The sequence below is a fragment of the Microbulbifer maximicatervae (SeqCode) genome (assembly GCF_052467815.1).
Genome location: NZ_CP174326.1, coordinates 3175871 through 3196437 on the forward strand (window position 1 = coordinate 3175871; position 20567 = coordinate 3196437).

General features: G+C 46.7%; 25 protein-coding genes and 1 tRNA gene. 14 read left to right on the top strand and 12 right to left on the bottom strand.

Features of this window, described 5'->3' with window-relative positions; translation table 11 throughout:
* Positions 1-12 precede the first annotated feature (12 nt).
* The 9 genes from ACJJIW_RS13840 to ACJJIW_RS13880 form a co-directional block, all read right to left on the bottom strand.
* Positions 13-528, bottom strand: coding sequence for a hypothetical protein (locus ACJJIW_RS13840; RefSeq protein ID WP_444894399.1), 516 nt, complete (start codon positions 526-528; stop codon positions 13-15).
* 277 nt (positions 529-805) lie between these two features.
* Complete coding sequence (locus ACJJIW_RS13845; RefSeq protein ID WP_444937367.1) at positions 806-1306, bottom strand: HAD-IA family hydrolase; 501 nt, start codon at positions 1304-1306, stop codon at positions 806-808.
* The gene (locus ACJJIW_RS13850) at positions 1267-1434 is read right to left on the bottom strand and encodes a hypothetical protein (protein ID WP_444894398.1); all 168 of its coding nucleotides are present in this window, start codon (positions 1432-1434) and stop codon (positions 1267-1269) included. The genes ACJJIW_RS13845 and ACJJIW_RS13850 overlap by 40 nt, the downstream gene beginning before the upstream one ends.
* A gap of 34 nt (positions 1435-1468) precedes the next feature.
* Entirely contained in the window at positions 1469-1768 is a 300-nt protein-coding gene (locus tag ACJJIW_RS13855) for a hypothetical protein (RefSeq protein ID WP_444935477.1), read from the bottom strand.
* A 29-nt stretch (positions 1769-1797) separates the two neighbouring features.
* The gene (locus ACJJIW_RS13860) at positions 1798-3606 is read right to left on the bottom strand and encodes a hypothetical protein (RefSeq protein ID WP_444935478.1); all 1809 of its coding nucleotides are present in this window, start codon (positions 3604-3606) and stop codon (positions 1798-1800) included.
* A gap of 121 nt (positions 3607-3727) precedes the next feature.
* Positions 3728-4345: a LysE family translocator gene (locus tag ACJJIW_RS13865; protein ID WP_444894395.1), complete on the bottom strand. Its 618-nt coding sequence runs from the start codon at positions 4343-4345 to the stop codon at positions 3728-3730.
* A 139-nt stretch (positions 4346-4484) separates the two neighbouring features.
* Complete coding sequence (locus ACJJIW_RS22370) at positions 4485-4916, bottom strand: hypothetical protein (RefSeq protein WP_507021869.1); 432 nt, start codon at positions 4914-4916, stop codon at positions 4485-4487.
* Between the two features lie 88 nt (positions 4917-5004).
* On the bottom strand, positions 5005-5883 hold the full coding sequence (locus tag ACJJIW_RS13875; protein WP_444894393.1) for a CPBP family intramembrane glutamic endopeptidase: 879 nt from the start codon (positions 5881-5883) through the stop codon (positions 5005-5007).
* Positions 5884-6561: 678 nt separating this feature from the next.
* On the bottom strand, positions 6562-7260 hold the full coding sequence (locus ACJJIW_RS13880; protein WP_444935479.1) for a hypothetical protein: 699 nt from the start codon (positions 7258-7260) through the stop codon (positions 6562-6564).
* Between the two features lie 263 nt (positions 7261-7523).
* Between ACJJIW_RS13880 and ACJJIW_RS13885 the strand changes: the two genes are divergently transcribed.
* The 4 genes from ACJJIW_RS13885 to hdeA all read left to right on the top strand — a co-directional run bounded on the left by ACJJIW_RS13885 (position 7524) and on the right by hdeA (position 9851).
* The gene (locus tag ACJJIW_RS13885) at positions 7524-8024 is read left to right on the top strand and encodes an HNH endonuclease family protein (RefSeq protein ID WP_444935480.1); all 501 of its coding nucleotides are present in this window, start codon (positions 7524-7526) and stop codon (positions 8022-8024) included.
* A gap of 379 nt (positions 8025-8403) precedes the next feature.
* Positions 8404-9084, top strand: coding sequence for a hypothetical protein (locus ACJJIW_RS13890; protein ID WP_444927330.1), 681 nt, complete (start codon positions 8404-8406; stop codon positions 9082-9084).
* A 108-nt stretch (positions 9085-9192) separates the two neighbouring features.
* Positions 9193-9420, top strand: a complete 228-nt coding sequence (locus ACJJIW_RS13895) for a hypothetical protein (RefSeq protein ID WP_444935481.1) — start codon at positions 9193-9195, stop codon at positions 9418-9420.
* Positions 9421-9422: 2 nt separating this feature from the next.
* Positions 9423-9851, top strand: a complete 429-nt coding sequence (gene hdeA, locus ACJJIW_RS13900) for an acid-activated periplasmic chaperone HdeA (RefSeq protein ID WP_282933522.1) — start codon at positions 9423-9425, stop codon at positions 9849-9851.
* A gap of 301 nt (positions 9852-10152) precedes the next feature.
* Here hdeA and ACJJIW_RS13905 read toward each other — a convergent pair.
* A tRNA-Arg gene (locus ACJJIW_RS13905) sits at positions 10153-10228 on the bottom strand.
* A 410-nt stretch (positions 10229-10638) separates the two neighbouring features.
* Between ACJJIW_RS13905 and ACJJIW_RS13910 the strand changes: the two genes are divergently transcribed.
* Positions 10639-10818, top strand: a complete 180-nt coding sequence (locus ACJJIW_RS13910; protein WP_108735213.1) for a PA3496 family putative envelope integrity protein — start codon at positions 10639-10641, stop codon at positions 10816-10818.
* A 339-nt stretch (positions 10819-11157) separates the two neighbouring features.
* On the opposite strand, the gene ACJJIW_RS13915 is transcribed toward ACJJIW_RS13910, so the two are convergent.
* Positions 11158-11850: a 2OG-Fe(II) oxygenase gene (locus ACJJIW_RS13915; RefSeq protein ID WP_444894390.1), complete on the bottom strand. Its 693-nt coding sequence runs from the start codon at positions 11848-11850 to the stop codon at positions 11158-11160.
* Between the two features lie 298 nt (positions 11851-12148).
* Here ACJJIW_RS13915 and ccmA point away from each other — a divergent pair, with 298 nt between their 5' ends.
* The 8 genes from ccmA to ACJJIW_RS13955 all read left to right on the top strand — a co-directional run bounded on the left by ccmA (position 12149) and on the right by ACJJIW_RS13955 (position 18212).
* Complete coding sequence (gene ccmA / locus ACJJIW_RS13920) at positions 12149-12823, top strand: cytochrome c biogenesis heme-transporting ATPase CcmA (RefSeq protein ID WP_444935482.1); 675 nt, start codon at positions 12149-12151, stop codon at positions 12821-12823.
* Positions 12810-13523, top strand: a complete 714-nt coding sequence (ccmB, locus tag ACJJIW_RS13925; protein WP_444935483.1) for a heme exporter protein CcmB — start codon at positions 12810-12812, stop codon at positions 13521-13523. Before ccmA ends, ccmB begins: the two co-directional genes overlap by 14 nt.
* A 14-nt stretch (positions 13524-13537) precedes the next feature.
* A complete protein-coding gene (locus ACJJIW_RS13930) occupies positions 13538-14281 on the top strand; it encodes a heme ABC transporter permease (RefSeq protein WP_444935484.1) in 744 nt (247 codons plus the stop codon).
* A 1-nt stretch (position 14282) separates the two neighbouring features.
* Positions 14283-14525 carry a heme exporter protein CcmD gene (gene ccmD / locus ACJJIW_RS13935; RefSeq protein ID WP_444935485.1) on the top strand — a complete coding sequence of 81 codons (243 nt, stop codon included), beginning with the start codon at positions 14283-14285 and terminating at the stop codon, positions 14523-14525.
* An 87-nt stretch (positions 14526-14612) separates the two neighbouring features.
* On the top strand, positions 14613-15062 hold the full coding sequence (locus ACJJIW_RS13940) for a cytochrome c maturation protein CcmE (protein WP_413665106.1): 450 nt from the start codon (positions 14613-14615) through the stop codon (positions 15060-15062).
* Complete coding sequence (locus tag ACJJIW_RS13945) at positions 15059-17053, top strand: heme lyase CcmF/NrfE family subunit (RefSeq protein ID WP_444935486.1); 1995 nt, start codon at positions 15059-15061, stop codon at positions 17051-17053. The genes ACJJIW_RS13940 and ACJJIW_RS13945 overlap by 4 nt, the downstream gene beginning before the upstream one ends.
* A gap of 12 nt (positions 17054-17065) precedes the next feature.
* Positions 17066-17650, top strand: coding sequence for a DsbE family thiol:disulfide interchange protein (locus ACJJIW_RS13950; protein ID WP_444896644.1), 585 nt, complete (start codon positions 17066-17068; stop codon positions 17648-17650).
* Positions 17613-18212 carry an IMPACT family protein gene (locus ACJJIW_RS13955; RefSeq protein ID WP_444935487.1) on the top strand — a complete coding sequence of 200 codons (600 nt, stop codon included), beginning with the start codon at positions 17613-17615 and terminating at the stop codon, positions 18210-18212. Before ACJJIW_RS13950 ends, ACJJIW_RS13955 begins: the two co-directional genes overlap by 38 nt.
* A gap of 6 nt (positions 18213-18218) precedes the next feature.
* Here ACJJIW_RS13955 and ACJJIW_RS13960 read toward each other — a convergent pair whose 3' ends face one another.
* Positions 18219-19463, bottom strand: coding sequence for a CaiB/BaiF CoA transferase family protein (locus ACJJIW_RS13960; RefSeq protein WP_444935488.1), 1245 nt, complete (start codon positions 19461-19463; stop codon positions 18219-18221).
* Between the two features lie 236 nt (positions 19464-19699).
* Between ACJJIW_RS13960 and ACJJIW_RS13965 the strand changes: the two genes are divergently transcribed.
* The gene (locus ACJJIW_RS13965; protein ID WP_444894384.1) at positions 19700-20551 is read left to right on the top strand and encodes an HpcH/HpaI aldolase/citrate lyase family protein; all 852 of its coding nucleotides are present in this window, start codon (positions 19700-19702) and stop codon (positions 20549-20551) included.
* The last annotated feature ends 16 nt before the right edge of the window (positions 20552-20567 follow it).

Genomic DNA, 20567 nt, shown 5'->3' on the forward strand with positions numbered 1-20567 from the left:
ATTTACAGCATTTCATACTGACTTCACCATACTGGCAAGCAGCTTTTCACATGCTCTATAGAGAATAGGTTCTAGCTCTTTTGCTCCAAAAACAGGCCTATATCTGAGCATCCCTCTTAGGCTGAATACTCCTGAAAAATATTCTCTCCATGGCATTTTCTCTCGAGCCCTATAAGAGGAGTGTGTTTTTTTGGAGTCGGCGTAATAGAGTCGAGCTGCGACTTCAATCTTTGGCCGCCAGAATACAGGCATTGCACCAAATTCTCCAAAGCATGCGGTGTCAAACTCACCCCCTCTTACTTTTAAGACTACAACCTCTAGTGCTAAATCATTGGATTTAGGTTCTATTCGACTCGATATATGTGGTAAGGAGAAAATTTCTACCAGCCTATGACGAATGCCCGCCTCTAAATCTTCGCCCTTAAAAGCCCCCCAAGCACCAATCTTGCTAAATTCATTCTGTGAGACGACAATCATTTTATCCAGATAGACTCGTGGTTTACTCTTTTTAAATAACTTTGAGAACATTCTTACTGTAGCCAGATATAGGTTTTGTGAGGATGGGTACAAGGGTTAGTGCTAGAGGTATCGTGTGAAACTGACATCCTATTAGACATGGAATGATAGGTTTTCTGTCTATATTTTGCACTACTGTTAATGGCTAAATTGTACCTCCCATGGGCAAAGAGCGAAATAGATATTGCTTGTCGGGAACCATCTTTTCTCTGCCGCCCATGATGACCGGTTGTAGCATGAGCTTGAATGAATGATGTTAATAAACTAAAGGTATAGTGTTCTTGGGGGATTAGTTACCTATTAGTTTTGGTAACTCTCTCATCGCTAGAAAGGACACTACGCCAACGGTATTAGATTCTTCATTAAAACGATTAAAAAAGTAAGTTTTCATGCCTGCTTCTATACCAGCCTGAACTCCCACTGGCCCATCATCTATAACGGAGCAGTTCTCAGGATGGTAGCCCATACTTTTTGCGGCATGCAGGTATATGCCTGGATCAGGCTTCCATATGCCTACTTCATATGAACTGAATAAATTATTTCCGAAATACTTAGATAGTCCACATATATCTAATGCATGCTTGATTTTTTGCAGGGGGCCGCTAGATACTACCGCTTTCTCACCATCAAGTGCCTCAAGAGCGTCTGCTACACCTTCAACAGGTTTTAACTCTCTGGTAAAGAGTTTTGTGACTATATCGCGATAAGCTGCAACAAAATTTCTTTTCAGTTTGATATTATTCTCTTCTTCTAATAGGGGTAGAATGCTTGCCAGTTTCCAGCCCCAAATCTTATGACCAGTTCATCAGCATCTAGTTTTATTCTGTAATTTTCGAACATCATAGCTAAGCCAATACTGGAGAGATGTTCGCTATCAACTAAGGTGCCATCGTTATCAAAAAGTAGGCATTTGCTCACGGACGAAGCTCCTATTGATTTCTATTATGTTACGCTATTTTTCCCATAGTGAGTTTATATAAATGATATATAAAGCCGCCGCCGCAATAGGCATGAAGTGCCACCAATAAGAGGAGGCACCCCCTCCGAGGTTGTATTGGTATATAACAATACCGGCGGCAAGTATGCTAATTGAGGGTAGTAAGTATAGGGAAGCAGCAAGTATCACTGATGAAAGTTTTGATAAATTTCCTCTATTAGCTACGCCACCTCCAGCGAATGCGGCCATCATAAAAAGGAATCCGCAAAAAGACAATTGAAGAAATGAGCCTACAATAACCCAAGTTAAAGACATGTTGATCCGTCTCCTTTGTACAATTAACTCTAAAATCCTGCCGTGCTAACTGACCCTGGTGAGAGTATTTCTGCTTTTTCTTTTTTGTGGCTTATTATTCTAATTATATGATTTATTGCGGGGTCTTCTCCTGTGAAATACTCTTCAGATGAGAGTGTTACGGGAACATGTGGTGCAATCCAGATACGATGATCTTCGGCCTTTGAGGCCTGATGATATTGAGATGAAATAATCCCCCAGACACCGCTGTAAGGAAGTTTAAACCATCCCGCTTCACCTAAATGGTTGGGTCTGCTCCCACTTGGTTCACCGACAATGATGATGTCAGTCAAGCGATCGAGGTCTGCAAGTAACAAATGTGCAGCGGAGAAGGTATTCCGTCCAATAATCACAAATAGATTATTCTCTTCGCTATTTTCTGAAAAATGAATTAACGATCTTGTTAAGGGAGGGATAATAGAACCATTGCCGCCGCTGTTGTGACGCAAATCTAGAACAAGATTTTTGACTTTTCTACCCTTGGTGAATGCTGTGATCTTTTTGCTGAATACGTCCAGTGGGTGTGACTTATCTTGTGCGACCCTATTAAATTGTAAATATAGGAGATCATAGTCAGAATTGTATTCAAGCCAATAGTTTTCTTTCTTGTTCTTTAGGTAAAGTAAGTTGTCCCTATTATTAGGTGCGGGTAAGGTTGGAAAACCTGTAAACTTGAAAGGTTTTCCTGATAGAACTACTTGCTCTTTGGCTCCTGATTTTTCTTCCAAAGTTAGTGGGATCTTCGATGCACTTTCTACTATGCCTAAACCCTCGAGAACCTCCGGTAAGGCCAGATAGTAAGGCCCCAGCCAGTATTGTTGCATTTCGTTATCGCGGGCATTTACAGTGGCAATCTTTTTCATTGCTGCATCTATCGGCTGGTTGGCTACAGAAAGGAGTTTTTTTCCTACAAGATGCTTATATTCAGTATCGGCACCTACAATGAATATCCCATCATTAAACCAATAGAGCTGGATGGGTAACTTGCTGAATGAGCCATTCCTAGAGTAGGTTGGGACAATAAAGTTGTGTCCATTCCCTAAGCTGGCAAGTAGCGCCATCATTCTAAATACGATTTGTTGGTCGGTTAAGTGAGGGATTTCTGTTTTAATTTTGTTTATGTGTAATGCTAGATCTTCCTTTGATGAGTGATGGTAGGGGTTAACATGTAGGCGTAATATTTCATCAGCTAGGAAGTTTAAATCTGTCATCCAGCGTTCATCTCTCGATAAATTTTCCAGCTGGCTTTCCCCCGAAAGCTTCTTATACATATCGTCTTGAGATATGTATTGAAAATCGCTGCTGCCAATGAGACTCTTCCGGTCATCCCATCTGGAATCGAGTGCTTTTTGAATCCAGCCCAGCGCTTGGTCCTTCTCTTCCATTTTGGAATGACATTGTGCAATTTTAATCATTATATCGTTAGAGGGGGATGAAGCTGATCTTATCCTCGACATGATTGTCCCTAGTTCTAGGGTTCGTTTGAGTGAGGGAATTGCTTTGTTACATTGGTTCGTCTCAATGTATCCATGCCCGAGTAAAAACCAAATGTCTCCATCATCTTTATATTGGGCGGTTAGTTTTTCGAGCAAGGGAATAGCTTTTTCCCAGTCATCGGTTTTTGCGAAACTTACTGCTTGTTCTCGCTCTATCCAATATTCGGAGCCGCTAGAGGGAAAGGACTGGGAGGGCATTTGACCAATAGCGCTGTTGGTCATAAGGTCTGCCTTTGAAGCGACTACTTCAGGTGATGGAGTTAAGAAAAATCCGAGTACCGAAAAGGTCAAAAAAATTTTCATGCTTGTTTGTGCTTATTCTTTTACGATTGAGATTCTTAGGGGTAAGCTTGAATCGGGTATGCCTGAAGCAACATTAAACTTAATGTTAGTAATCGCTTTACTGTTTTTGTTAATGGGGGGCTCATTCCCTGCTCGTAAAGGCGAGTTTGAGTCCTAAAGCTGCGAAGCTACCAGCAAAGGCTCGTTGAATGATAACGCTAATTTTTTCTGAGTGAATAACATAATTTCGAATGACTGTTGCTAGTAAGCCATAAACAATGAAAACCAGAAAGGTCATAACCATGAAGGCAAGCCCAAGTATCAGCATACTATCTACGGGGTTCTGTATTTGAGAGGGAATAAACTGGGGTAAGAATGCCAGGAAGAAGATGGTTAGCTTTGGGTTTAAGATATTAATCATAAATCCCTTGAAAGCAATTGAAGTTAAACTCTGTTTCTTTTGATTTTCTTCTAGAGTCAGAGAGTTGCTGGATTTAAGCATTGACCAAGCTAAGTACAGTAAGTACGCGACCCCTGCATATTTTACAAACTGGAATGATAATGCACTGGTATGAATGATTACGGACAGCCCCATGATGCAAGCAAGGATAGAGGGGATGATGCCTAGCGTACAACCTAACGCTGCAGAAATACTTGCCCTTTTACCCTTGAATAGCCCCGCAGCAACTGTATATAGAACTCCCGTTCCCGGTATCAACACAACGATAAAAGAGGTAATCAAAAACTCAATGCTTATCATAAGGACAAGTCCTGACATAAATTATAGATTTAAATGCTGGATTCAGGGATAACCCTTTTGAATGGTGGCCTCTCAATCTTCTTCAATTTTTAAGCTTACACTAGCTATTGGTGTTCCTGGGGGAAGGCCGCTGAGTTGCTCATGTATCTGTCCTAACAGATCTAGATGGACTTCCCAAGATATAGATTGATAATTTTCTGTAATGTACTCCCCGCCCATTATCGGTGGTTGGATTGGTGAATAGCAACAACCATTGAGTTAATGGTTGCTCCACTAACTCAAGTAATAATCTATATTTAAACCAGTGGCCCGGAATATCTTTCATTGCTGCCATTATCTCTCGGAATGCATTCCGGGATTTAGCGGCAAGTTCCATTTCTCCTGTGCCAGTATCTAGGAAATAGACACGTTCCTTGTTCAGTAGGCCTTCCTTCCTTTTGAAGAATAAATCCCCCATGGAGGTCAGAAGGCACATGGAGGCCTTTTTGCCAACTAGCCATCTCCAGCATTCAAGGGCATCTCTTTTTCCTGGATCAGTAACTGGAGCAAAAATATCTACTTCATTATCCATAATGTATTTCTATATGCCTGCGGTAAAATTGCCAAAAACTAATGATTGTTCTTAATCAAAGCCTCTGTCACACGTCCATGGTGCTACGTCAAGAGTTTTGTGGAGATAATAGTTCGCTTGCAGGTTGAGCGGAGCCGAACTCTTGTTGGCCCTTTCTCCAGAAATAAATGCTGATACAAAAAATAACTACAGGTAAAACCATACCAAATTCATTGAGATACCAACCTGAATCTGTGCTTTGTAGGGTCAATGGATTAAAGAATTTTTGAATAAATGCATTGTGGCTCATGTGGAAAATAACGGCAGGCCAAACACTGTTAGTCTTTAATCTTACGTAAGTCATGATGACTGACATTGACATTAAGCCTAGCGTAAAGAAAAACAACTGATAGCTGAGAGGGGCTGTTTCATTCCCGTAGACACCTGCTACCATCATGGGCCAATGCCAGGCGGCCCATATAAACCCAGAGGTTAGTGCGATCCCTGAGAAGGACATAAGCTTTGAGAGTTCAGGTACAAGCAATCCACGCCATCCAATCTCCTCTCCTAAAACTCCAGGCAGTATCAATAAAAAGCTGATACTTGCAGTAATTAAGAATCTAAAGAGGATTACACTGGTATCACTCCAGCCATCTACTTTATACCCTTCTCTTAGTGCCGTAACGTATTCTGAGTTATACCACTCCCCGAAACCTAAGATCCACATAATGAGGTAGGCAGCTGCTACATAACCCAAGGGTACCAAGTAGCTTAACCACTGATATCTCCAGCTTCCCCAAGACCATCCTAAGGAGCCCAGGCTCTTCTTGAATATCAAGCATGTTGTGACCGTGGCAAGCCCAACAGAAAGCATTAAGGGTACTGCGCTTTCCATGTGAAAAATTAGCCAGTATCCGATAGGGTAGAGGCTCGCTGTGAGAATTAAAAAAACAGCGATAATTTTGAGCGAACTCAGCGATTCTTTCATCTAGATCGTTAACTCCGTGTTATCTTGAAAATGGCTAATCTACAGTATGTCTATGTGCGAAATAGGATATCTCTTGTACTGTTAATGAGTGGGGATTACAAGAGGCGTAAAGTGTTGAAGGTTGACCTGCAGAGTACTGTTATTGAGGTAAGGTTAAATTTACATTTTCTGAATCATATTTTCTAAATGCGGGAGGAATTGCCTATCAACTGTCTCTCGAATTAATGTTCCTTGGATTTTTTACTGAGCTATTCGATTATAGTGAATTCGATCAGTTTTTCCTTACTTTTACCTAAGCGGTTTTGATCTTACCAGACGGGTCATTGTATTTTCTTGTAGATTCGTTCAATGACATTCTGTATGGGATGTTTAGAGTTGTTAAAACAAGTGTATTAGCCTCAGGTAAGTATTTTGTATTTGATAGAAGTTAGGCCATGACTGTAGCCGCTAGGTTAATAACTGCTAACCGAAGTAGTTGAGGTGCTATATGTGGTTGAATGCCTGTACACTTGTACAATGAAGGGGCTACGTCCTCCTTTCTATAGCTTAATGCTGTTAAGTAACCTAGAGGGTAAGACATCGCTCGGAAAGTGACGTATAGGTAGTGTCCGGCGATTTAGTTATTGAGCCGTTTAATGTGAAGCGCTGTGCTGCTCCTGAGTTATAAAAGGGCATTGGTTAATGTTGTTTCCACTCTATGGTATCGCCTAAATTTTGTTTTATGTTTTCAAACATTGCGACTCTGCTAGAGTTGGGGAATTTTTGGATAAAGAAGTCGATTTGCTGTTTTGCTTTGGGGATGTCTTGGTGATAGATATGCAAGAATACATAACCAGATTCGACCTCACTGTTAAGATTGGGGCTAAAATGTTCTTTTAGTATGGATAAGCTTAGCTCTGCTTTGTCTAAGTATGCGGGGCCAATTGACAGGTAGAAATAGGATGCTGAAAAGTTGCACATCACGGACTTTTTAAAAGTGTGAAGACACGCACTTAGGTTATTGAATGCTTTTTCCGCGCTACCCTCTACATCCATGTTATGGCCCTGTCGGTAAAGTTCTGATAGCAGGTAAAGCGACTCTTCTGAGCCATTATGTACTGTGTAAAATGCTTCTGCTTCGGAAACTAATACAAGCCATTTTCGATAGATCAACTCTCTTTCTTTCTCATTTGTAAAACTGGGTGGGTATCCACCAATAAACTGATTGAGTTTTAATATACTCTGTCTAATCTCCGAAAAGGACATCGTGGGTGAATCTATTACTGGGGGATTTAGTTCAAATATCCGTTCTTGGAGTGTGGTGCCAGGGATGTTGACTTGAGATGAAGCGTTGGCAGAAAGAAGTGTGATGAAAGTTAGTGCTAAAGATAACTTCATTATTCTGTCTCTTATATCCTTGCTGTAATGGTTCTCGACCTTTAAGTAGTATAGGGGATAGCTATTGTTACTACATACCGATTTCTTAACCATCTAAATTTTTTCAGTCGTATATTAGCTTAATGATATTCATTCGTTGGAGTGGGTGGATAAAGTACACTTGTACCGATTTTTGCTCATGTCAAACTGGATTGGCTTCTTGACGGAGCTCAAAGCTATAATCAAAATGCTCCCCCAGCAGTAATTAGCCGCAGTTTAGCTTTATGCGACTCAAGTCTTTATTAATAGTGTCCATGCTGACCCTCAGCGGGTGTTATGAAGTAACCCCTCAATCTTATGATCGCAGTGAGTGGTTGCCACGGTGGTCTGATGTCGATGGTGATTGCCAGAATACTCGCCAGGAGCTATTGATCCGTCTCTCTTTGGCTCCTGTTGCCTTCAGCAATGAAAAGAGCTGTACAGTGGTTTCAGGCCTGTGGATGGATCCCTATACGGGACAGTTTTTTGAAAAAGCTTCGGATCTGGATGTGGAGCATATAGTACCGCTATCTTGGGCTCATAAGTACGGTGGTGCTAGCTGGAGCCGGGAGCAGCGTAGAGCTTTTGCAGAAGATCCTGCAAATTTGTGGCTGGTTGATGATGGCCACAATCGCAGTAAGGGAGATAAAGGGCCCGATCAGTGGCTGCCGCCCTATAAGCCAGCTCAAGCCATTTATATTCGTCAGTTTGAGGTTGTGGCCCGTAAGTATCGGCTTGGAGACTGAATACGACACTCTACCGTTAGAGCTGACATTGAGCTGATTTTTAAGTAAATCGGCTCCTGATGGAAATCACTGATCTCCGGATTATTTAGATTCTTCACTCCTTGCTCCCCATCCTATTATCTCCTTCGGGTTAATTGGCAATAGTGATATTTAGCTATCCACCTAACCTACAGGTCCTGGCATGAACGCTAGTCAGAAATGGCATTAATGTACACTTCGGTTAAAGCACTGTGACTTTCTTCTCTTGCTGAATATTCATTTCTGCGATTACTTGCTGCTTAGATAGGGTGGGGTGTTACGAATTTGGCTTCCTTGGGTTACATAATTAAAGTGATATTTACAGGCATTGAATTGAGTTCAAAGATGATAGGGGAGAGCTATGGATAGAGTTGCTGGTATCTCGGCGTTTGGCATGGGGTTAATTTATATTAGTGCGTTTGTATTCTTTGGTGCTTTTTGGTCTTTTCCATCGGATGGGAGCCCCATAGAAAAAATGATGTTCTTGGCAGAAAATCAACTGATTTTTAATATTGCCTATACCCTTATGTACTTGGTTTTTGCGATCTTTCTGGGCTGTGTGGTAGTTAGCTTATATGAAAAGCTAAAAAGTAAGAGGAGGGAGATAGCTGCATTGGCATCCTTGTTCGGAGCAGTCTGGGTGGGCCTTGTCATAGCGAGCGGCATGATCGCAAATATAGGGCTCGCCTATGCTTTGGGGCTTATGGAGGTCAGTGTTCAGCAGGCTTTCGATACCTGGGGAATAATATACTTGATGGTTGAGAGTCTTGGTGGTGGCAATGAGTTGGTGGGTGGACTTTGGGTTCTGCTAATTAGCATTGCTGCATTGCAAATTGGACTTTTTTCCCGGCCATTAAACTTTATCGGAGTGTTAGTGGGAGTGGCGGGAATTGCGACTATCTATCCGGACGATATCTTTACAGAAATATTCGGAATTTCCCAAATAGTCTGGTTTATTTGGTTAGGTTTCTCTTTGCTAAGGCTGGGTAGGCACAGTCAAAAATGGGAGGCAGCAAACTCTATTCCGAGCGCTAATAGCTAAAGGTGTACATAGGTAAAGCCTGCTTCTTCACATGGAATGCGTCTGGACAATAAAGTTTGTATGCAAGTGGGTAAGGATGTGTTTTTGATTTTCCCCAAAAAATGAAAAATGCGTCTATCCTTTCAATGGGCCAAGCATTCGTTGATTCAGTGTCTTGGCTTGCGTTTCCGCTGTCGTAAGGCTGGTGAATCCGGGGCTATTCCTTGCCTCGCTGTTTGTCGCAGTCATTTTAGTGACTTGCCGGCCAGTCCTCCCCGGCCCGTGGGTAGCGAGCGGATTGCACATTACCTGCAATTGATTCACGGGGTGATAACCCTGGATATTTTGGAGATCTAATTGTGAAAAGTAAGCAGTTCATTCTTCCTTTGGTAATTGCCAGTCTTGCTGCTTCTGCTGCCTTCGCGGATAACCATCCCAAGAAGCCGGCGAAAGACTGGACCTGTGCGGATTTCCTGGCTATCGACGATGAGTTTAAACCTAAAGCAGTTTATTGGGCTGCCGCCTACGCCAAGAAAGGCACGGAAGAGGGGGATATGCTGGATATTGAAGGCACAGAAAAAGTGACGCCGATGGTGATTACCGCCTGCACCAAAGCGCCAAAAGAATCTTTCTGGGCTAAGTTCAAAGATGAGTGGCACAAGGTGGGGATGCACCACAAGAAGGACAAAGCTGAAAAGCAGATGATGAAGATGCAGAAAAAAATGCAGGATGGCACTCAGATGAACAATAGTAATGGTGGCAGTGGCACAAACGGGACTAACCAGTAGGCGCTGTTCGTCAATACTTGCATTGCTATTGTTCTGGGCCCGGCTTGTGCCGGGCTTTGTCTATCCTGAGATGGAGATTCACCAGCGAAATGGTTTCGGTTAGTATTTATGGTGAATGGACGAAAAGTAGGCAAATGGATTTGTGATATGGGAAAGACTGTAAGAAACGAAGCCAGGCGCGGGAGAACAATTAGCCGTTCTACCAGGCTCTTCTGGGGTGGGGTGCTGTTGGCTGGGTTGTTCCTGGCGCTGTTTATGCATTCGGCAAAGGCAGTCGTTTGCTAATTTGCCTTGATATGTATGGCGCCCCCGGGTGGACTCGAACCACCAGTCCGGACTTAGGAGGTCCGTGGTTTATCCTGTTAACCGACGGGGGCGGGTATCAGCACTGCTGAAGAGCGGCGCTATTCTAGCCTGTGGAAAGCCCTGTGTCATGTCATGCTTTTCACTATTAACTCACCTTCCATCAAATCGTACCAATTTGTTGTGTCACTGAGGGTAACATTGGCGCCACCCGGTTACTGCTATTCCCGTCGTTCCCTTTTCTTAAAATTTTCGAAAAACTTTCATAAATCTGTCTTTTTTCTTCGCTACTTTGACTTCGAAATGGCGGTTTTTGCGGATAGCTTTGTTCGGGGATCAGTTGGAAAGTTTTGAAGTGAAAGCGGCATTTCCACTTGATAAATTATTGCTTGACCACGATTGATTGAGCTGGATAACCTGCAATTGCACCCTTGGTGCGATAAGGATATTTCTGCTTTCTCTAATCAAGATTATGGAGTTTCGTATGAGCGGCCACGTTAACGAAAGACGCCTAGATTTTGATAATGTGGGTATTCCACAAATTGCAACTGAAGTGCTGAAGGAAGCTACCTCTCAGCCACCACGCGACGCACGTCGAATGGTAGAAGACAAATTGGAGGAAAAGCGTTTAAGGCGTGAATTAATGGACTATGATTTCGACTAACGAAATATGCTGAAACTTTAACGGCTACAGCCAGCTATGCAGGGTGCAGATAATAAATAAAAGTAATCTAAAAATAGGGTTGCTTAAACTGTACTCTGCGTAGTTAATAGATTTTATTGAAAATTTGCCTTTCCTGCCCAAGTCACTGCTGTTTTTCCCTAGCTCTTCTCTGTGTTTTTAAATCGTTGGGCTCTGTTTCCCCGTATTGTATTTCCCATTAATTAAAGTTGTTAGGTTTATTGCTTTTACAATGGTTGCTTTGAAAAGAGGGAGGAAGATGTGTATGTACAGAGCCCGTAAGGGATGCGGGCTCTATCGTAGGTATTGAGTTGACTGTAGCTACATATTTTGTGTGGCCGCAGAGTTGCCTCCAAAGCAGCCCAGCAGACGCTTGAGTTTTGAAGTTAATTTGCCGCGCTTGGCCTTTCTGTTCTTGTCAGCATCGCTGACTAACCAGGCTACCTGGATAACCAATCTTTTACCCTCAAAAGGCAAGTGCCCATGGAACGAGTTATCGGCTCGCTTAAATGCGGCCAGGGTACCGTACGAAGGTTTTACTTCCGGGGCTGCGGTATCTTCAAAGTTATCGCCGCTTTTTAAGAAGCGCAGGCAGCCTGTGCCGTCCAAGGACCACTCCGGGTTTAGGTAGAGCAGGGCGGTAGCAATTTTTGACTGTCCGTCGGTATGGATGCGGCCGTGGCGTTTCTTGAGTGTACGGCTAATGGAAACATAGGTTGGGTATTGAGAAAGATTCTCAATACCCAGGTTGTTGCCAATAGCATCGGCAAATTCCGGAGCCCTAAACTGTTCAATCAGTTCATTTATTGTGGTGCCACAACTGCTTTTATCGTAGGGAAGGTAGCCTGCCCCTTTAAGCTTTGGGAAGTCTTTGACAAAGGATGCCATCAGGTTCTCGGCCAGCAAGTTCTTGGCAACGAAGAAAGGAAATGGCTGTTGGTGAATCTGGCTTTCTTGGCCAATTAAAGTAGTAGCGTCGAGCCACGGACCGATATGGGTGGCGAGATTATTCATAGACACGCATCCTTACGAGCAGAGGGATAGGCCCTTCTTGGGGGCCAGCTTTATGTCGACCTCTGAGATTACCCACTTCCTTGAGGGTACAGCGAGAAACAGGTACACCGTCTCACGACGGTGTGAAAATACCAAAACTACAATTCAGTGCCAATTTAAATAGCGCTTTTCAGTGTGAATCAGTGGGCATTCTTGCGAAAGATCAAGGGTTGCTAAAATGTTGCTCGCTGAGACAATGCAATTAGCGCTGGTGCCGGTATAATGCCGTTCAGATTTGTCAGAGCGGTTTTATCCTGGAATGTCTGTGACCCCTAAGTCCCAAGTTGTGCTGCAAGTGAGAGATCTCGCCTGCGAAAGGGATGGTCGGCGCTTATTTGAGGGCCTTCAGTTTTCCCTTCAAGCCGGCGCTGCAATTCAAATCAAAGGCAGTAATGGCGCGGGTAAAACGACCTTGCTGCGCACTTTGATTGGCAGTAGCAGTGATTTCACTGGAGAGATCCTTTGGTGTGATAGCGCCTATCCGCAATCGCTCTCGGCGATGCGTGAGTCCTTACTATATATCGGGCATAGGGGCGGAGTGCGCAGTGGCCTGACTCCGCTGGAAAACCTCACCTGGTATGGTGCTGACCATGAGGACGCGCTCAATGCGCTCGACAAAGTCGACCTGACCGGCTTTGAGGATAGCTTGTGCCACTCCCTTTCCGCCGGCCAGAATCGCCGGGTTGCCCTAGCGCGATTATTTCTACCTGATTCCCCTCGATTTTGGATACTCGATGAGCCATTGACCGCCCTCGACGTTGTGGGCGTTGCTGCTTTGGAAGAGCAAATGGCGGTCCATCTTTATAGCGGTGGTTCAATTCTGCTGACCTCACACCAACCTCTGTCATTAGCCGGACTCAGTGAGGTTAATTTGTCTGACTATTCAGTCTCTGAGCCTTTTGAGGATTTTGGGGGAGAGCATGTCGACAGTTGATGTCCAATCGCCGGTGAGCGAAGTGCGCAGTGGCCCCGGTTTTATGGCGCTGTTTCGGATTGAAATGCTCCTGGTGTTGAGAAAACGAGCAGATATTGCCAACCCCTTATTATTTTTTGTGACGGTTTTAGCACTTTTGCCGTTAGGGGTAGGACCTGAGCCCGAACTTCTGGCAAAGATGGCTCCGGGCATGATCTGGGTAATGGCCCTACTGTCCACCATGCTATCCCAGGAAAGCCTTTTTAAAGGTGATTTCGAAGATGGCACCCTGGAGCAGCTCACCCTGTTACCACAACCGCTTTACTTTGCGGTTCTTGCAAAATCCCTGGTGCACTGGATTGCCACAGGCTTGCCGCTGGCATTGCTGTCGCCGCTGCTCGCCTTAATGCTGAATCTGCCCGTGGATGGTTATGTTTGTTTGCTGGTTTCCCTATTGCTGGGAACCGCGAGTTTGAGTTTGATCGGGGCCATTGGTGCAGCACTCACTGTTGCCTTGCGCCGCCCCGGTTTGCTCTTGGCACTAATTGTTATGCCGCTGTATGTGCCCGTGCTAATCTTCGGCACCGGCGCAGTTCAGGCGGCAATTGATGGCTATGCGTACAGCGCCCAACTGGCGATATTGGCAGCACTCCTAGCGGCTGCTGCGGCACTGGCGCCACTCGCTGCTGCGGGTGCAATACGTATTAGCCTGGATAATTGATTTGGAGGTCTTTCTTGGCTTGGCAATGGTTTCACCGCCTGGGTTCGCCCCGCTGGTTCTATCAAAAAACTGAAGCCTGGCTGCCATGGCTGGCGCTGGCTAGTGTTGTATTGCTCGCTGTAGGCAGTGTTTGGGGCCTGGGTTTTGCCCCAGAAGATGCCAAGCAGGGCAATAGCTATCGGATTATCTTTATCCATGTGCCCGCCGCCTTCCTGGCACTGGCCGGTTACTACATTATGGCGATCAGCGGTGCTATCGGCTTGATCTGGAAGATGAAGCTCTCCTTTGCCGTGATGCGCGCTGCCGCGCCGATCGGTGCGGTATTGACCTTTGTCTCGCTATTTACCGGTGCTGTGTGGGGTAAACCTACCTGGGGTGCTTACTGGGTATGGGATGCCCGCATTACTTCAATGCTGATACTCCTGTTTCTCTATGTCGGCGTTATGGCACTTACCCACGCAGTGAACCGGGAGCAAGTCGCCGACAAAGCTTCTGCGTTGCTAGCCTTGGTGGGTACCGTGAATATCCCGATTATTTACAAGTCCGTAGACTGGTGGTTTACCTTGCACCAGCCCGCGACCATTCGCCTGACCGAATCCAGCAGTATTGATCCGAGTATGTTCTATCCGCTGCTGACCATGATTATCGGTTTCTACTGTATGTATGCCTGGACCCTGCTGACTCACACTCGCACTCTGCTGCTAAAGCGCGAGATGCGCACCAAGTGGGTACAGGAAGAACTGGTGGGAGGTCGATAAAGTGGAGTTTCAATTTGCCAACCTGGCTGATTTTCTAACGATGGACGGCCACGGTGTATTTGTGTGGGTGTCCTACGCGGTGACTTTCCTGAGTCTCGCGGGAATGGCTCTCTACCCTTACATTGCCCGCCGTGGCCTGAAGGTAGAGCTGGTGCGACAGCAGAAAATTGCCCAGCGCCGCCGCCAGGCAGTGAGTGAGCGCACAGTAACCACAAAGAAAGAAACAGCAGAGGAACCGGCTTAATTTCAATTTGCCGGGTTCCAGCGGATAGGGCGATGGAGAACCTATCAGCGCAATAGAATTAAATAGTTATGGAGTAGGACTTAGACAATGCACCCTGTACGCAAGCAACGCCTGATACTCGTACTTGTCCTGGTGGTATTGTCCAGTGCAGCAGTAGGTTTTGTAGCCTATGCGATGCGCGGCAATATCGATTATTTCTATGCCCCCAAGGCCTTTGCAGCGGGTGAAGTCCCGATGGAAAAGCGGATTCGCGCGGGAGGCTGTGTTGTCCCGGGCAGTGTGCAGCGAGCTACTGATAGCCTGGAAGTCCAGTTTGTGATTACCGATGGCGAGGCTCAACTCTCCGTAGTCTTCGACAAAATCCTGCCGGACCTATTTGCCGAAGGCGAAGCGGCAGTGATTACCGGCCAGTTGATGCCAAGCGGTGTTCTGCGTGCGGACCAGGTGCTGGCCAAGCACGATGAAACTTATACGCCACCAGAGGTAGCCGACACCATGGTTTCCCATGAAGGTTGTTCCGATGGAGCGAAAATATGATCCCTGAGCTGGGCCATTTTGCGTTAATTGTCGGCTTGCTGCTTTCGGTTGCTCTCGCAACAGTGCCGATGGCCGGTAGCTATTCATCGCGCCCTGTGTGGATGGATGCGGGGCGTCCGCTGGCTCTGGGTATTTTTGCGTTCGTTCTGATCGCTTTTGCCTGCCTGACCACTTCTTTTGTGCAGAGTGATTTCACGGTTAATTACGTAGCACAGAACTCCAATAGTATCCTGCCGGTTTATTACAAGGTTACTGCGGTATGGGGTGGGCACGAGGGCTCCATCCTGTTGTGGCTATTGATCCAGGCTGGTTGGGCTGCGGCAGTAGCGCTATTTGGTAAGCAACTGCCCCCAGAGCTTTCCGCGCGGGTCTTATCCGTACTCGGTTTTGTACTGATCGGGTTTTTCCTGTTTATTCTGTTTACCTCCAACCCATTTGATCGCACTCTGCCATTCCCGCCAATGGAAGGTTCTGATTTGAACCCGCTGTTGCAGGACCCGGGTATGATTTTCCATCCGCCCTTGCTTTATATGGGGTATGTGGGTTTCTCGGTAGCCTTTGCTTTTGCCATTGCAGCACTACTCGGTGGCCAGTTGGACGCGGTGTGGGCCCGTTGGGCAAGACCCTGGACGGCTGTGGCTTGGGGCTTCCTGACACTGGGTATTGCCCTGGGTAGCTGGTGGGCTTATTACGAGCTCGGCTGGGGCGGCTGGTGGTTCTGGGATCCGGTTGAGAATGCATCCCTGATGCCTTGGTTGGTGGGGACTGCCTTGATGCACTCCTTGGCGGTAACTGAGAAGCGTGGGCTGTTTAAGAGCTGGACTATCCTGCTGGCGATTTTCGCTTTCAGTCTCAGCCTACTCGGCACCTTCCTGGTGCGCTCAGGGGTGATTACCTCGGTGCATGCATTTGCTACTGACCCACTGCGAGGCAGCTTTATTCTGGGCTTCCTGGCTGTAATTGTCGGCACTTCGCTGCTGTTGTTTGCCCTGCGCGCACCGACAGTGAGCGCTCGCAGTGTTTTCTCTTTCCGCTCTTTGGAAACCTTCCTGCTTGGCAATAACATCCTGTTGATGCTGATTATGGGCATGGTTTTGACCGGTACTCTTTACCCGCTTCTGGCCGATGCCATGAACTGGGGCAAGGTGAGTGTGGGTCCGCCCTTCTTTAATCTTTTCTTCGTGCCACTGATGGTTGTTCTCTGCCTGTTGGTGGGTATGGGCGTGCGCGCCAACTGGAAAGACAGCCGCTGGGACAAACTGCTGAGCGCATGGCGTTTGCCATTTGTCGCTTCGTTGGTAGTTGCGTTGCTGTGGACCCTGGCCCTGGGAGATTTCCACTGGGGAGCGGCGCTCGGAATCTTTATTGGTATCTGGGTCTTTGCTTCCAGCCTCGCTGATATCGTGGCTAAAACCCGCAACTCCAGCTCATTCTTTGCCGGCCTTAAGCGTCAGAGAGCCAGTTACTACGGTATGCATATCGCACATATTGGCCTGGCAGTTTCGGTGTTGGGGGTAGTACTAACTACCGTTTACAGCATTGAGGAAGATGTGCGTATGGGGGCTGGGGACAGTTTCCAGGTTTCCGGTTACGACTTCAAATTTGACGGAGTTCGTATGGTTCAGGGGCCTAATTACCGAGCCTTTGAAGGTGTACTGCATGTCAGTAAGGACGGGAAGCCGGTTGCAGAGCTGCATCCCCAGAAACGCAATTACCTGTCTGGTGGCAACACCATGACAGAGGCAGCGATCGATACCGGATTCTTCCGTGATATTTATGTGGCCCTCGGTGAGCCTATGGACAGGTCTAACCCAAGCGGTGATTGGGCTGTGCGACTTCAGTACAAAGCCTTTGTGGTTTGGATTTGGCTGGGTTCGCTATTGATGGCGATTGGTGGAGCTATTGCTGTAGCGGATAAGCGCTATCGCAAAGCGAAGGCCGCTAAACCTGTAGATGTAGAAGTTACAGGCAATGTTGCTACGGCGTATTAGTTGGAAAGGATAATGTCTAGACTCAAACTCTTTTTGCCCCTGGTAATATTTGTCGTGCTGGCCCTGTTATTTTGGCGGGGCCTCTACCTGAATCCACAGGAAATGCCATCTGCCCTGCTGAATAAACCTGTACCGGAATTCTCTTTGCAAAAAGTGGCGGATAACAGCCAAATTGTAGAGAAGAAAGATCTTCCCAATGGCCCGCATTTGATGAACGTATGGGCCACTTGGTGTGTAGCTTGCCGGGTAGAGCACCCCTATTTGAATGCTCTGGCTGAGCAGGGTGTGCCGATCGTTGGCGTTAACCTCAAAGATGAGGATGAGGCAGCAATCAAGTGGTTGGAGAAATTCCACAATCCCTACTTGTATAGCCTCGCCGATAGAGATGGCCGTTTGGCTCTGGACCTCGGTGTTTTCGGTGCGCCGGAAACTTTCCTGGTGGATTCCGAAGGGACTATTCGCTGCAAACACGTTGGCGTTGTCGACAATAAAGTCTGGCAGACCAAGCTCCAGCCCTTGTACGAAAAATTAAAAAACCAGCGCTGGGACGATATTGTCGGTGAGTTATCAGATTCCCTCATCTCCCGTTGTCAGTGAGACAGAAGAAAAGAAGAGCCGTTTTATTTGTTGGCTGGGGCCAGTAGAGGATAAAGCGGCTTTTCAGCAACAGCTGGATACTGTCCGCGCTCAATATCCCGATGCAAGCCACCACTGTACCGCGTTGGTGATCGGCAATCCTTCCAACCCGGAAGTAATGCAAGCAGATGACGACGGCGAGCCCGGTGGTAGCGCTGGGCGGCCAATGCTGGAATTGCTGTTGAAGCAGGGGGTCGGCAATGTGGGCGCTATAGTGACCCGCTATTTTGGTGGTACTAAGCTTGGTGTGGGTGGCTTGATGCGTGCCTATCGCGGTGCGGTAGGTGCCGCGTTGCAAGATATTCCATTGCAGCCCTTTGTTCCCCTGATGCATGTTTTGGTTCGCTGTGATTTTTCCCAGGAAGCCCGCCTGCGCTTTTTGGTGGGACGTCACCAGGGGAGTTGTGGGCAGGCGGAATATGCCAGTGATGTCACCGTGCCAGTTTCACTCCCCCAGGATCAGTGGTCGCAATTGCAGGCGCAACTATTGGCAGAGGGCTTTCAGCTTCTCGATGATCAATAGTTCATTTCAAATGATGCCGTACTTGGCAAGCTTGGCTATCTCAGCCCCGGAATAGCCAAGCTCAGCCAGGATATCCTTGGTGTCTTCTCCCAGGGTAGGTGCCCGCTTGAAATTAACCATCTCCCCATCGCAGCGAATTGACGGTGCCAGTATTTTAATATCCTTGCCGTGATCACCGGGTATTGTTTGGATGCGGTTGGTATCGGAAACAAAGGGGTTTGTTAGCGCCTGCTCAACATCATATACCGGGGCTGCCGGCACCTGACCAGCTAAAATTTTTAGCCACTCTGCGGTATCTTTTTTTGACAATATCTCATCGAGTATTTCAGTTAACTCCGATTGGTTTTTCCTACGCTCCCTAAAATTTGCAAACTTAGGTGCGTCAGCTAATTCCGGATATTCAATACATTGACACAGGGCTTTCCAGAACTTTTCCTTATTGCACATCAGGTAAATCCAGTCGTCCTTTGTTTTATAAAGTTGACAAGGGCTCAGGGAAAAGTGTGCCGATCGCGGCACCCGCTTTTGGTTGTGCCCTGCATTTAATTGCCACATGGCCACATAACTTAAATTATATAAAGCGTTGTCAAAAAGACTGACATCAATATCTCGACCCTTGCCAGTTTCCCTAGCACTAAGCACTCCGGAAACAACGGCCAGCGCGAGAGCTACTCCAGTGGATAAATCCACCAAGGACAAGCCACACCGGGTGGGCGGACCGTCAGGGTCACCTGTTAATTTGAAATATCCTGCTTCCGCCTGCACGGGGTAATCATACCCTGGCCATTTGGCCCTTTCGCCATTCCGGCCGTAGGCCGTCAAGTGGGCGCAAACAATTTTGGGGTTCAGCTTTCCCAGTTGTTTGTAAGTAATACCCAGCTTGCCCGGTACGTCTCCCCGTAAGTTATCGGTCAGGGCATCTGCGCTAAGAATTAATTTGTGCAAAATTTCCTGCCCCTGGGGAGAGGAAAGGTTGAGGGATAAGCTGCGTTTGTTGTGATTGAAAGCCTGGAAAAAAAGGCTGCTATTATCCCCGGATTCACTTTCCAAGAAGTAAGGGCCTACGGTACGACCGACATCTCCGCCACGAGAGATATCTTCGATCTTAATGATTTCTGCTCCCAGATTTGCCAGATACAAAGTGCCAAAAGGGCCGGCACCATATTGTTCCACTGCCACAATCCGCAATCCTGAAAGAGGTAACATGTCGGAATATTCCACTAAATACAGATACGCCGTACCCCTCAGCATAGAGCAGGAGCTGTAAATTCGATGGGGTTGATTGGTAGATATTGAGAATAACTGGTCACTCGTATTTTGGTGATCTGGCCGCTAGGTAGAGCTCACGGAAGGTGGATGTCGCGATTTAATACAGAGTTGCTAGTCTTTTGGGTGAGCTACTGGATTGGTTCTGAATCCGGTCGTTGAGAAGGGCACCGGGAATGGATATCCGGCTATCTGTCAATTTGTTGAAAGGGTGCCGCTAGATGGGCAGTGTCATTAACAGAAGCAAGTACTTTCGCAGTGTCCTGTTTGTTCCTGCGACCCGGCCGGATCGCTTTGAAAAAGCGGTGGCCAGCGGAGCAGATATTGCCTGTGTGGATCTGGAAAATGCTGTTTCCCTGGCAGATAAAGATACCGCAAGGGAGCAGGTGGTCAAATTATTTACAGGAAAAGAGGTTACCCCCACTCAGCGAGCATTGAGAATCAACCAGCTTGACAGCGATTGCGGCATCAAGGATATGTTGATGCTGCTAGATCTACCGCAGCTGCCAGATGTTGTGATTCTTCCCAAGGTTCAATCTGCAGAAGAAGTGATTGGTTTTTGCCAGGTTATGGCCCCCTCCCACAAGTCGATCCGAATAATAGCCCTGATTGAATCCCCTAAAGGTTTGGAGAATGCGTTGAGTATTGCCCAGGTAGAGGAGGTAGTCTGCTTGGCCTTTGGTGCAGCTGATTACAGTGCGGCCGTTGGGTCAGATATGAGTTGGGATGCTCTTCTATACGGCCGAGGGCGACTAGTTCAAGCTGCTGCATTTGCCGGTATTGATGCTGTCGATGGCCCCTTTTTGGAATTGGAGGATGAAAGAAGTCTATTGGAGGAAACACAGAGAGTCTCTGCCCTGGGTTTTTCCGGAAAAGTAGCTATTCATCCAAAGCAAATTAAGCCAATTCACCGAGGATTAGCACCATCCAGTGAAGCGCTGTCGCATGCTCAGCGAGTACTGAAAGCTTATAAAGAGAACCATGGTGGGGTCCTTGTAGTTGATGGACAGATGGTGGATATGCCTGTGGTTGAGCGGGCACTGAAAACTGTGGCGGCCTCGAAGGGATTGTGACAAAGCTGTTGTAGAG